The sequence below is a fragment of the Desulfatiglans sp. genome (assembly GCA_012513605.1).
In the GTDB taxonomy this organism is placed as follows: domain Bacteria; phylum Desulfobacterota; class DSM-4660; order Desulfatiglandales; family HGW-15; genus JAAZBV01.
The window spans coordinates 1-11915 of record JAAZBV010000135.1 but is presented as its reverse complement, the minus strand read 5'-3'; the positions used below and the strand labels follow the sequence as shown (position 1 = coordinate 11915).

The window sequence follows — 11915 nt, the reverse complement described above, 5'->3', positions numbered from 1 at the left end:
TGCCAGTACAGTAGAACTTATTATGGAAAGCAGAATGCATCCTCAACAGGGGTTCAGGTCATGTATTGGGATAATAAGTCTTGGGAAAAGCTACACACAGGAAAGACTGGAGGCTGCCTGTTCAAGAGCTCTGGCGATTGGAAGCCCATCCTATAAAAGCATCCGCGCCATCCTTGAAAAGGGCCTTGACAGGCTGCCCCCTCAAAAAGAAGGCCCTCAACAGACCTCTTTTATAACCCATTCCAATATCAGAGGCCGGGAGTATTATCAATCTAATGAAGAAGGAGAAAAAACTTATGCTGATTCATCCAATAATTGATCAACTCAAATCTTTAAGGCTAAACGGTATGGCTATAACCCTTGAAGAGCAGATGCAGCTGCCGGATATTGCATCACTTTCCTTTGAAGAACGTCTCGGGTTTATGGTTGATAGAGAAACCTCATACAGAGAAAACCGGAAGCTCAAGACACGGTAAAAAATGCGAAGCTCAAACAAAGCGCCTGTATAGAGGATATTGACTTCAGGCATCCAAGAGGCCTTGATAAATCCCTTATGGCAAAACTCTTTTCCTGTGACTGGATTAAAGATGCCAATAATCTCATTATCACAGGCCCAACCGGAACCGGTAAAACCTATATCGCCTGCGCCCTTGCTCAGAAGGCCTGCCGGGAAGGCTATTCTGTGCATTATATCCGGATACCAAGGATCTTCCATGACCTTAATATTGCCAAAGGTGATGGCAGATATGGAAAGATCCTTAAAGACTATGCAAAAACAAAACTTTTAATCTTTGATGACTGGGGGTTATTTAAAATGACTGATGAGTCCAGGCATGATCTATTGGAGATACTTGAAGATAGAAACTCTCTTTCTTCAACCATGGTCACAAGCCAGTTCCCTGTTGATACATGGCATGACTTAATAGGTGATCCGACCCTTGCTGATGCCATCCTGGACAGGCTGGTTCATTCTGCTTATAAAATAGAGTTAAAAGGAAAATCTATGAGAAAAAATAGTTCCCCATTGACTAAATCCGGGGATTAGATAAACTTGTTCACGACTGATGTCTTATAATTTATTTTTGTTATTTTTTTTAGCTTCGCTATCCGCTTTACTGTGGATTAGGCATCCGGATTCCCGTGGAATCACCATCCGGATTGGCGTGGAATAAGCCACCGGATTACGGGGAATACACACAAGATGAAGGTAGAAGGTTGAATAATTCTAGAAACCCTAAGCACAGAAAGATACCACTGAACAAAATTGAATTCCAAACAAAAAACATAATGCCAAGTATTATTAAAGATACTGATACGATTCTATTGGCAACCCTCCATTGCCTTTTTTCATTTTCACGAGCAGCATGCAAAAGATCAGAAAGTGTGGGGGTATATTCAATTATCATTATCATCTCCCATTTTAAGATACAGCACATATGAGTAGCCGGCAAATTTTCCGATATGGAAGGTTAGAACAATGCCCGAAACTCGTTAAGATTAATCATAATATCATCCTTTAACAACAAGGTGCCCTTTTTTATCAGCAACACCGATTGTCGCTACTGTTCCTGAATTAAATTCAATGAAATCAGTTTCAATACCGTCACTGAATAATACACCGCTTTCAGGCATGGCCGATGTAATTTTAAGGGGATTCCTTTTGGTAATTTTACCGAATGTCAAATTTGCTGAGGAAGTTTTGCTTGGCCAGGGTTCACGTACAGAATAATAAAGATAATCTGATTCCCAGGTGAATTTTGTCTTTTGTCTCACCTCAATCTGTCTTCCGGTAGTTGCAGACGATATCCCTGTTGCACCAGCAATCACGCTTCTTAGCCATCCGCTTGAACCAAGCCCTGTTGATACGATAATACCACTTGATGACTGATCTTCTTTTTTCTTTTCAATTTGAATGGAGTACCTCGCCGATATGTGGGTTTTGGGGCCAATAAAAATATCATTAACTCCATACATTGACTGCCCTGTATTAAGTACTGCTCTTGCCATTGTAATCTGCCTGATCGCACTGCTTTTCTTTAACACCTTTTGTATTACATCTGCCAATTCAAATACAATATATGGAAGCAGTATCCCTTCATAATGATCAGGATCAGGGTTGACGCCCACAACCGGTTGCTTGTCCAGATATTTTAGGATATTTGCGACAAGACCATCCTGCCCAAGAGCAACAATTATATCTTCTTTACCAAAAATAAAGTTTGGTACAAATGACCGATCTAAAATCTGAAGACGGCCAAGTCTGGAGAGAGTATTAGTTGCTTCTTTTACTGCTGACTTGTATTTTTTATCTTCAAGTACATAATCCGAAAAATCAGAACCAAGATGTTCTATATAAAACCTGGCTTGAGCTTCAGTATTAAACCTTAATATGAGATCATCAAGACGCGTCTTCCTCGTTATCAGGATGATCTTGTTTTCAGAAAACCTATCTGTCATTTACTTTCCTGTTTAGCCATTAATTCACGCAGCAATTCAGGGGAAATATTTAATTGACCAATTTTACTTGCACTTTCGGCCAATTCCTTGAATGCAAATGCGACTAATTGTGAAGGATCCATACCTGCACTGGCAAGCGATTGAATTACTTTCGGGTCTGTTCCGGAAATGGCTTTCATCATCACAGATATACTATAAGCCTTTGTATCTGCCTCATGCTTTGTATTTTCAGTTGCCAGTGCAACAAGTTCTTTATTTTTCTCCTCCAGAGAAATTTTAGCAGCCATTTCAGCCTCCTTAATCTCTCTTCTTTTTTGCTGAACAGATTTTTCAGCATCCATCTGTGTTTCTTTTATCTGGCGTTTCTTGTTTTCTACAGCGATTTCAGTATTGAGTTCATTTTCTTTTATAGTCCTTTCCTGTTCTACCGCAGAATTTCTTCTGGAATAAATTGCATCATCGGCCTCTTTCAGGATTTGTTCTCTTGCCTCAGCCTCAAGTGCCCTGGAGGTCTCAGGCGTTGGTTTTATCGCCAAAATTGAAAGGTCTACGACTTCAATTCCAAGGTTGGTTATTGTTTCGGCATTCTTGAATCCTTCCCGCAGTGCAATAACAATATTACCAGCCTGTTTCAGTGCTTCTTTTAGAGTCATAGCTTTTAGTGTATCTCTTGTTAAAACCTGTGCGTGATTTATAAGTCTTTGAGGCAATTTATCAGGATCTTCTGAAGTATAATTCTTCCCATCAGGTCCAAGAGTAAAATTCATTAACCTTGATAATTTCATTGGATCAGAAACTCTGTATGTTATCTGACCCTGGACTGTTACTTCCTGAAAGTCTATTGTAACCTCTTTAAAGATAAAAGGGGCATCGATACTGGCAACTGAAATCCTGACCAGTGAAGAGAAAGGGGCATAATAAAAGAAGAATAACCCTGTTCCTTCTCTAACGATCTTACCTTTACGATATTGAATAACATAATCAGTCGGCTGCATTTTTATGAATTTAATTCCGAACATTTAGGTCTCCTTTATTTTATGTATGAATAGAGTTTAAATATATTTATCGTTATTTAGGTAAAACCCTATGCTGATGCTTACTTGGTTTTTCTGTTTTGAAAGCCTGAATCAGATAATTACAACCTTAAAAAAATGGTAAAGGATGCATTCTCGTTTCTACGAGAACAGAGTTTTATGCTTCTATATAGGGGACCTCATATTTCATAATATTTTTATCCCTGGTTATCAGTGTAAAGCGTTCAACCATGGCTTGTGCGATGAGCATTCTGTCAAATGGATCTCTATGATATTTTGCGAGTGATAGAATTTTATGGGCATGTTCGGTTGTGATATCAAGAGTCTCAAATGGTTGCGCTTCAACAACTGACTGAAAATCTTTTGGAATTTTCAGTTTCCCTAAAGACTGTTTAATACGAATTTCCCAGATAACGGCAGCACTGATAAACACTACATTCAGTGATTCTGAAATTGCTGCCCTTGCTTTATTTGAGAGGGTTGGATTATCATTCAGCCACCATAGTAGTACATGTGTGTCCAATAAAAGATTCATCATTCTTCCATCCCAAATGCCTTGGCAATATCAGATGGCAAATCATCAAAATCTTCCGCTATTATAATCTTTCCTTTAAGTGCACCGGGGGTCCGCTGGACATTTTTAATCTCATATTTTACCAATCTGGCTACAGGCGTTCCTGCTTTTCCTATTATTACCTCCTCACCTGCTTTTACCTTTTCAATAAGTGATGATAATTGGGCCTTTGCCTCTGAAATATTTGTTATCAGCATAATGACTACCTCCTGATGCAATATAGTCTGACCAGACCAGGTCAGAATGTCAATGTTTTTCTATTAAAGGGGCTTTATGCTTTAAAATGACTACTCCAGGTAACCCGCGGTTCTTGGCCTGTTTTCCAGCCTGTATTCCCTGTGGAGTTTAAGTACCGGTCTAATTTCATCTAAGAAGTCCTTTGAGGTGCAGATGTCAAAACATTCCTTTGACAGGCCCGCCTGAATTTTTTTAATCATATTTACCGTGTCAGGGCTTAAGCCCGGTGTGGCTTTTGTTACCCCCTGACACCTCATGCAGGCTATGCCGCCTGTATCTGGCCTGAAGACCGCTGTTCCAATCCCTTTGTATGCCCTGCCGCATATGGAACATTTTTCAAGGTTAATGCTGTACCCGCCAAGGGCCATTGCGGCCAGTTCAAAAAAAACAGTAACAATATCGGTATTGCCACCTTTATCAAGAATCTCAAAGGAGTTCATCAGTGTATCAAACATACCTCTGTCAGGTAGATTCCATGGGAAAAGCATCTCGGTAAGCTCTATCATGTAGCTTGCCTTGATAAGTGTTGCGTAGTCCTTTCTTAAGCTAGGGTATGCGTCAATAAGCTTGCCTGAGTGTATAAAATAGAGGCCATCCTTTTTTTTAAGGCTGTATTCCAGTTTTACATGCGAGAAGATATCCAGGCAGTTTACAAACCTCTTTCTGCTCCGGCGCGCCCCCTTTGCTATCCCCTTGACCTTACCTTCCAGCGGGGTAAAAAAGGTGATTATAAGATCAGATTCGCCAAAATCCTTCACACGCATGATAATGGAACTGGATGAACTGATTTCCATAAGATAATCAGTCCATATAGCTGTAAGACTGTGATGGGGCAGTTTTTATCTCGGGAAACAGGTATTTGCGGCACTGTGAAAGAAAGTATTCATCTGTCATACCTGCCATAAAATCCCTTACCACCATTGCCGTTGAGCTTGTCTCCCTGTATTCCTCGCTCATTCCCCTGAGATACTCACCGTAAATCTCGGAACCGGTGTTTTTGGTTTTCAGGTCTTCACTGTATCTCTCAAACATAAGCCTGAACATAAGCTCCAGTTTTGCTGTCTGTTTAAAGAAGGTTTCGCTCAGGTATATCCTGTCGCGGTTAAAATCCTTAAGCTCCTTTAACGAGTTGCTTATCTTGTCACTGAAACAGATATATGGTTTATCAAGGCTGTTTTCCACAAGGTCTTCAACAAGGGAATAGACAATGGTACCGTTTGTCTCTCCAAGGGTGCTGCGGCAGCTTTCAGGTATATCCTGCCTTTTTATGATCCCTAAGCGTATGGCATCCTCTATATCTCTCCCAACATAGCTTATGGTGTCTGCCATACGCACCACACACCCCTCAAGTGTCATGGGGAGGATCTCAAAATGGGGATCATTTTCTTTTTCAGCTATCTCTTTGGCCATTATGTCAAAGTTTTTGTCTGTCTTGGGGCAGAGCTTTTTTTTATGTATCTCACCATCATGGCAGAGTATCCCGTCCAATACCTGGAGTGTGAGGTTCCAGCCCCGGCCCTTTCTTTCTATCTTTTCAAGAAACCTGACACTCTGAAGGTTATGCTGGAAATACCCGATCCCGTGGTCTAATGAAAGCCTTGAAAGAAACCTCTCACCATCATGTCCAAAAGGGGCATGGCCTATATCGTGTCCAAGGGAGACTGCCTCTATCAGATCCTCATTAAGCATTAAAAGCCTGCCTATTGTGCGGGATATCTTTGAGACGAGCTGAACATGCAGCACCCTGTGGGTGATATGATCATTTTTTACAAGGTAAAATACCTGGGTTTTATCAATATACCTTGAATAGGCCATAGAATGGAGTATCCTGTCTGTATCAAGTGAAAAATTCTGCCTGTGACCCCTGTGAATATTTCCCTCCTCCACCCTTCTTACGGCGGTTTTACTCAGACTGGCATATTTTGAGAACCGCTTTTCTTCTGCCTCATCAAGCGTCCTTTTAATATTGTTTAAACACTGGGAGTTGATCAATCTGAAATCTCCTTGCTATTGAAATGATTTTATTTATAACATAATATCATCCAATGTCATTTATATAAAAATATAAAAGTAGAGACAGGTTTAAAACCTGTCTCTACCTGAATGTAAATAAAGGCATTTTTTTCTTGCAAAAAATTCATAATGATTGTTAATATGTCCAGTTCTTACATATGGATAATATGTAAAAAGGGTTGTTTATTCAACCCGATATGTACTAATTCGCACGTTCGGGACTAGCCCCGGTGCCCCACCATATGGGAGTTCGCCAGTGCCCGGGCGGAGGTTAAACCGTGGGAACGGGATTATAAATATCCCGGATTATGAGGAGGAATTAATGGGTGTAGTGCTTAACATGAAAGAATTATTAGAAGCAGGTGTCCATTTTGGCCACCAGACAAAACGCTGGAATCCGAAGATGAAACCATATATTTTTGGCTCCAGGAACGGTATCCACATTATTGATCTGCAGAAGACTGTAAAGCTCTTCAGCAATATCCATGATTTTGTGGTGAAGACCGTGTCTGAAGGGTATCCTGTTCTGTTTGTAGGGACAAAAAAACAGAGCCATGATGCCATCATAGAGGAAAGTGAACGATGCGGGATGTTTTTTGTCGCAAACCGCTGGCTTGGCGGAACCCTTACTAATTTTCAGACCATAAAAAGGAGTATCGCCCGTCTGAAGGAGCTTGAAAAGATGTTTGAAGACGGCTCTATAAACAGGTATACCAAGAAAGAGGCCCTTACAATGGAAAGGGAAATGGCCAAACTTGAAAAGAACCTGGGCGGTATTAAGCATCTTGATGAACTGCCCGGCGCCGTATTTATAGTTGACCCCAAAAGGGAGCACATAGCTGTAAAAGAGGTAAAAAAGATCGGTATACCTGTAATCGCCATTACAGACACCAATTGTGATCCTGATGATATAGATTACGTAATCCCCGGAAATGATGACGCTATCAGATCCATAAGGCTTATCTGCTCTAAGATAGCTGATGCCTGTATCGCAGGGCATGCTATGGCAGAGGAAAAGCTGAGGGCAGAGGCTGAAATGCAGAAGGATGAAGAGCCTGAAAAGCCTGAGGCAGCGGCCCCTGTGGCGCTGGAAAAGAAGGCTGGCCCCGAGGTAATCATAGTTAACAAGAAAGATTCAGTATATGATGACATCGACGATGACGACGACGATGATATGGAGGAATAAAAGTGGAAATAACGGCATCAGCAGTTAAGGAATTAAGAGAGAAGACCGGGGTCGGTATGATGGACTGTAAGATGGCCCTTAAGGAGAGCAATGGTGATATAGAAAAGGCGGTTGAATACCTCAGGAAAAAGGGTATTGCAACAGCCATGAAAAGGGGAGGCAGGTCAACTTCTGAAGGTCAGGTTCAGTCATATATCCATGCCGGCGGCAAGATTGGTGTTTTATTAGAGGTCAACTGTGAGACCGATTTTACAGGCAAGAGCAGTGATTTTACCGAATTTGTGAAGAATGTAGCCATGCATATTGCTGCAAGCAACCCCATGGCTGTAAACCGCGATGGTATCCCTGCGGATATCCTTGAAAAGGAAAAGGATATCTACATGACACAGGCAAGGGAATCAGGGAAGCCGGAGAATGTGCTCGCAAAGATAGTAGAAGGTAAGATAAATAAATTTTACGCTGAAACTACCCTTCTTGGACAGCAATATGTAAAGAACCCGGATATTACTATCCAGGACCTCCTTAACGACCTGATAGCCAAGACTGGTGAAAATATTATTATAAATCGTTTCGTACGTTACCAGCTTGGGGAGACCAATGGGTAAAAAAACAACCCGCTTCAATCGTATACTGCTCAAGATCAGCGGTGAGGCCCTGATGGGTAAAGGCAATTATGGCATTGATCCTGAGACCCTCAAGGGTATTGCCTGTGAGATCAGGGATGTCCATGATAAGGGTGTTCAGATTGCTGTTGTGATAGGCGGGGGGAATATTTTCCGGGGGCTTAACTCCAATTCTTATGGTATGAAACGTGCCCCTGCCGATCATATGGGTATGCTTGCCACAGTAATTAATGCGCTTGCCCTTGGAGAGGCGCTGAACAATGAGGGGCTTGAGACACGGATCATGTCGGCTATTGATATGAACAAGGTGGCAGAACCCTTTATCAGGAAAAGGGCAATCAGCCACCTGATCAAGGGGCGGGTTCTGCTGTTTGGCGGAGGCACAGGAAACCCCTTTTTCAGCACTGATACAGCGGCTGCCTTAAGGGCAATGGAGATAGATGCCGAGGTATTATTAAAGGCAACCAAGGTCGAAGGTGTTTATGAACGTGATCCCAAGGATGATCCTTCACTAAAACCATACAAGACCTTGACCTACAGGGAATATATAGAAAAGGAATTGAAGGTAATGGACATGACGGCCATAACCCTTGCTATGGGACATAACCTTCCTGTACTGGTGTTCAGTCTTAAGGAGAGGGGAAATATTCTTAAGGTCGTCACAGGAAATGATGTTGGAACCTTAATAACAGGGGACTGATATGAAAGACGAAATATTTTCTGATCTGCATGATAAGATGAACAATTCCATTGAGGCATTGAAGAAGGATTTTCTCAGGCTTAGAACCGGCAGGGCTACACCTGCCCTGCTTGATGGCATCAGGGTCAATTGTTATGATTCCCAGATGCCAATTGATCAGGTTGCATCTGTTTCAGTACCGGAAAGCCGGCTGATTACAATCAAACCCTGGGATCAGTCAATCATCAAGGAGATAGAAAAAAGCCTCCTGAAATCGGAGCTAGGGCTTACACCCATGAATGACGGCAAGATTATCAGGATAAATATCCCTCCTCTTACAGAGGAAAGGCGAAAAGAGCTTGCCAGGATGGCTAAAAAGATGGCTGAAGAGGCCAAGATTGCTGTCAGGAATCACCGGAGGGATGCCAATGATATCTTCAAGGATCTGAAGAATGAAAAGGAGATATCAGAGGATGAGATGCACGGCGCCCAGGAAGAGGTACAGAAGATAACTGACGATTATATCTCCAGGGTCGATAAAGTTACCTCTGAAAAAGAAAAAGAGATACTAGAATTTTAATACATGTCTATAACTCGAGAATACCTGCCCCCATTTCCATCACAGGGGCAGGGTTATCCTGTAACCCGCAAAGATATCCCTTCACCTTTTATTCCGGTTAATGGATATTTTCAATTTATCTGATGATTTTTTATAAAAGAAGCCTTTATGACCAAACTGGATCCCAAAAAACTGCCAATACATGTTGCCGCAATCATGGACGGAAATGGCCGCTGGGCAAAAAAAAGGATGATGAACAGGGTAAAGGGCCATGAAGAGGGTACTGAGTCTGTCAGGACAATAGTCAGGACAAGCAGGAAACTCGGTATCAGATACCTGACCCTTTATGCATTTTCGGAGGAAAACTGGAAGAGGTCAAGGCTTGAAATAGCTGCCCTCATGGAAATACTTAAAAGGTTCCTTAAAAGCGAGCTCTCTGAAATGCTTGATAATGGCATCAGGTTAAATGCAATAGGCGACATTGATAAGCTCCCTCCCGATGCAAGAAAGGTGCTGTATGAGACAATTGAAAAGACATCCGCTAATAATGATATGGTTCTTACACTTGCCTTAAGCTACGGCGCAAGGCAGGAGATAGTAAATGCGGTAAAAGAGATTGCGGCCAGGGTAAAATCGGGCAAGCTTGATATAGAGGATATTAATGATGACATGATAGGTAATAGCCTGTATACTGCCGGCATCCCTGACCCTGATCTACTCATCAGGACAAGCGGTGAATACAGGATAAGCAATTTTCTTTTGTGGCAGGTAGCATATACTGAAATATATGTTACTCCAACACTATGGCCTGACTTTAGAGAGAAGGAGTACCTTACCGCCCTGCTTGATTACGAGAAGAGGGAGAGGCGGTTCGGCGCTGCCGATTAACGATAATATTTAAAAGTTTATTATGCATCTAAAAAGATGGTTGACCGCAATTGTAGCAATACCCATTGTAATCTATCTCATAGGTTTCAGCCCGAGATTGATTTTCTACATTTTTCTGTTTTTATTCAGTGCAGCAGGGCTTAATGAATTTTACAGGATTACCCTGCCTCAAATCCCTATTAGTCTTAAAATTATCGACATACTTCTCACCCTTGCGCTGTTTTTAACCCTGTATATGGGAAATGTTCTCTTGCTTCCCGGGGTAATCAGCCTTGTGGTGATTATGCCCATGCTCTATTTCCTCTTTTCTGACCCATCAAGAGGAGAGAAATATTTGTCAGAGACCGGCAGGATAGCTGCCGGGTTCATATATGTCTCTCTCCCCCTTGCCATGCTTGTCCAGATAGACAGGCTTTATCTGATTAATCACTCTGTCAGGGGTATCTGGATATTTTTCCTGCTGGTTGTTACAGCAGCAAATGATACGGGTGCATTTTACAGCGGAAAGCTTTTTGGCAGGCACAAACTTTATGAGACTGTAAGCCCCAACAAAACATGGGAGGGGGCAATAGGCGGGCTGGTGTTTGCCCTGATAGCTGCAATCCTGTTTATAAAAATTTTCAGGCTTCATCCTGTTGATCCGACGATCATATCTCTGATAATTATCATGTCTGCGGCCGGGCAGGTCGGTGACCTTGCCGAATCCATGCTTAAAAGAAATTTTAGCATAAAGGATTCAGGGGAGCTGCTTCCGGGGCACGGGGGTATACTTGACAGGATAGACAGCATTTTATTTGCTGCACCTGTTTTATACATTTTTCTAATGTTTATGATATAGCTTTTTAGCTGGTTCTAAGGAGGTAGAGATGGTTGCATACAAGTATGACAGGTTAAGGATTCTTGTTACCGGTGGTGCAGGGTTCCTGGGTTCACACCTGTGCGAAAGGCTCCTTGCTGAAGGTAACAATGTTATATGTCTTGATAATTTTTTCACTGGCGAGAAAAGAAACATACTGCACCTCATGGATAACAGATACCTTGAGGTTTTGAGACATGATATCGTTAATCCCATTCTTCTGGAGGTTGATCAGGTATATAACCTTGCATGCCCGGCATCCCCTGTCCATTATCAGTATAACCCGGTTAAAACAACCAAGACAAGCGTGATGGGCGCAATCAATATGCTTGGCCTTGCAAAAAGGGTAAAGGCCAGGATTTTACAGGCATCAACAAGCGAGGTTTATGGAGACCCCACCATCCACCCCCAGAGGGAAGATTACTGGGGAAATGTAAATACCACAGGTATAAGGGCATGTTATGATGAAGGTAAGCGGTGCGCTGAGACCCTCTTTTTTGATTACTACAGGCAGAACAATGTTGATATAAAGGTGGTCAGAATATTTAATACCTACGGCCCAAGGATGCACCCTGATGACGGCAGGGTGGTCAGTAATTTTATTGTCCAGGCCCTCAAGAGTGAGAACATCACAATATTTGGTGATGGCACACAGACAAGATCATTCTGCTATGTTGATGATTTGATAGATGGAATGATCAGGATGATGAACAGCGTTAAAGGCTTTACAGGCCCTGTAAACCTGGGTAATCCGAATGAATACAATATGAGGGAACTTGCTGAAATGGTTATCAGGCTTACCGGATCAG

The 11915-nt window shown here is 42.1% G+C and carries 14 protein-coding genes and 1 pseudogene; 9 read left to right on the top strand and 6 right to left on the bottom strand.

Annotated features, from left to right (window positions below):
- Positions 1-22 precede the first annotated feature (22 nt).
- On the top strand, positions 23-319 hold the full coding sequence (locus tag GX654_18410) for a hypothetical protein (GenBank protein ID NLD38836.1): 297 nt from the start codon (positions 23-25) through the stop codon (positions 317-319).
- Positions 297-1045: pseudogene (locus GX654_18405) on the top strand (ATP-binding protein). The gene GX654_18410 and the pseudogene GX654_18405 overlap by 23 nt, the downstream one beginning before the upstream one ends.
- A 464-nt stretch (positions 1046-1509) precedes the next feature.
- On the opposite strand, the gene GX654_18400 reads toward GX654_18405, so the two are convergent.
- From GX654_18400 to GX654_18375, 6 genes are all read right to left on the bottom strand, one after another.
- Positions 1510-2457 (bottom strand): sugar kinase, encoded by a 948-nt coding sequence (locus GX654_18400; GenBank protein NLD38835.1) that lies wholly within the window; start codon positions 2455-2457, stop codon positions 1510-1512.
- Positions 2454-3476, bottom strand: a complete 1023-nt coding sequence (locus GX654_18395; protein NLD38834.1) for an SPFH domain-containing protein — start codon at positions 3474-3476, stop codon at positions 2454-2456. Before GX654_18395 ends, GX654_18400 begins: the two co-directional genes overlap by 4 nt.
- Positions 3477-3648: 172 nt before the next feature.
- Positions 3649-4026 carry a type II toxin-antitoxin system VapC family toxin gene (locus GX654_18390; protein ID NLD38833.1) on the bottom strand — a complete coding sequence of 126 codons (378 nt, stop codon included), beginning with the start codon at positions 4024-4026 and terminating at the stop codon, positions 3649-3651.
- Positions 4026-4262: a type II toxin-antitoxin system prevent-host-death family antitoxin gene (locus tag GX654_18385; GenBank protein NLD38832.1), complete on the bottom strand. Its 237-nt coding sequence runs from the start codon at positions 4260-4262 to the stop codon at positions 4026-4028. The genes GX654_18390 and GX654_18385 overlap by 1 nt, the downstream gene beginning before the upstream one ends.
- 90 nt (positions 4263-4352) lie before the next feature.
- On the bottom strand, positions 4353-5096 hold the full coding sequence (recO, locus tag GX654_18380; GenBank protein NLD38831.1) for a DNA repair protein RecO: 744 nt from the start codon (positions 5094-5096) through the stop codon (positions 4353-4355).
- A gap of 7 nt (positions 5097-5103) precedes the next feature.
- Positions 5104-6294 (bottom strand): HD domain-containing protein, encoded by a 1191-nt coding sequence (locus tag GX654_18375; protein NLD38830.1) that lies wholly within the window; start codon positions 6292-6294, stop codon positions 5104-5106.
- A 343-nt stretch (positions 6295-6637) separates the two neighbouring features.
- Between GX654_18375 and rpsB the strand changes: the two genes are divergently transcribed.
- From rpsB to GX654_18340, 7 genes are all read left to right on the top strand, one after another.
- A complete protein-coding gene (rpsB, locus tag GX654_18370) occupies positions 6638-7501 on the top strand; it encodes a 30S ribosomal protein S2 (protein NLD38829.1) in 864 nt (287 codons plus the stop codon).
- Positions 7502-7503: 2 nt separating this feature from the next.
- Positions 7504-8106 carry a translation elongation factor Ts gene (tsf, locus tag GX654_18365; GenBank protein NLD38828.1) on the top strand — a complete coding sequence of 201 codons (603 nt, stop codon included), beginning with the start codon at positions 7504-7506 and terminating at the stop codon, positions 8104-8106.
- Complete coding sequence (locus GX654_18360) at positions 8099-8824, top strand: UMP kinase (protein NLD38827.1); 726 nt, start codon at positions 8099-8101, stop codon at positions 8822-8824. Before tsf ends, GX654_18360 begins: the two co-directional genes overlap by 8 nt.
- Position 8825: 1 nt before the next feature.
- Positions 8826-9383 carry a ribosome recycling factor gene (gene frr / locus GX654_18355; protein NLD38826.1) on the top strand — a complete coding sequence of 186 codons (558 nt, stop codon included), beginning with the start codon at positions 8826-8828 and terminating at the stop codon, positions 9381-9383.
- A 147-nt stretch (positions 9384-9530) separates the two neighbouring features.
- A complete protein-coding gene (locus GX654_18350) occupies positions 9531-10250 on the top strand; it encodes an isoprenyl transferase (protein ID NLD38825.1) in 720 nt (239 codons plus the stop codon).
- Positions 10251-10272: 22 nt separating this feature from the next.
- Positions 10273-11088 (top strand): phosphatidate cytidylyltransferase, encoded by an 816-nt coding sequence (locus tag GX654_18345; GenBank protein ID NLD38824.1) that lies wholly within the window; start codon positions 10273-10275, stop codon positions 11086-11088.
- Between the two features lie 28 nt (positions 11089-11116).
- Positions 11117-11915: SDR family oxidoreductase (locus GX654_18340; GenBank protein ID NLD38823.1), on the top strand; the 799-nt coding region annotated here is incomplete at its 3' end.

What these genes read in the sequence shown, in the direction of transcription:
- recO (NLD38831.1), bottom strand. Translation starts at nt 5,096, where the DNA reads ATGGAAATCAGTTCATCCAGTTCCATTATCATGCGTGTGAAGGATTTT.
- GX654_18345 (NLD38824.1), top strand. Translation starts at nt 10,273, where the DNA reads ATGCATCTAAAAAGATGGTTGACCGCAATTGTAGCAATACCCATTGTA.
- rpsB (NLD38829.1), top strand. Translation starts at nt 6,638, where the DNA reads ATGGGTGTAGTGCTTAACATGAAAGAATTATTAGAAGCAGGTGTCCAT.
- GX654_18410 (NLD38836.1), top strand. Translation starts at nt 23, where the DNA reads ATGGAAAGCAGAATGCATCCTCAACAGGGGTTCAGGTCATGTATTGGG.
- GX654_18395 (NLD38834.1), bottom strand. Translation starts at nt 3,476, where the DNA reads ATGTTCGGAATTAAATTCATAAAAATGCAGCCGACTGATTATGTTATT.
- GX654_18350 (NLD38825.1), top strand. Translation starts at nt 9,531, where the DNA reads ATGACCAAACTGGATCCCAAAAAACTGCCAATACATGTTGCCGCAATC.
- GX654_18360 (NLD38827.1), top strand. Translation starts at nt 8,099, where the DNA reads ATGGGTAAAAAAACAACCCGCTTCAATCGTATACTGCTCAAGATCAGC.
- GX654_18385 (NLD38832.1), bottom strand. Translation starts at nt 4,262, where the DNA reads ATGCTGATAACAAATATTTCAGAGGCAAAGGCCCAATTATCATCACTT.
- GX654_18390 (NLD38833.1), bottom strand. Translation starts at nt 4,026, where the DNA reads ATGAATCTTTTATTGGACACACATGTACTACTATGGTGGCTGAATGAT.
- GX654_18400 (NLD38835.1), bottom strand. Translation starts at nt 2,457, where the DNA reads ATGACAGATAGGTTTTCTGAAAACAAGATCATCCTGATAACGAGGAAG.
- frr (NLD38826.1), top strand. Translation starts at nt 8,826, where the DNA reads ATGAAAGACGAAATATTTTCTGATCTGCATGATAAGATGAACAATTCC.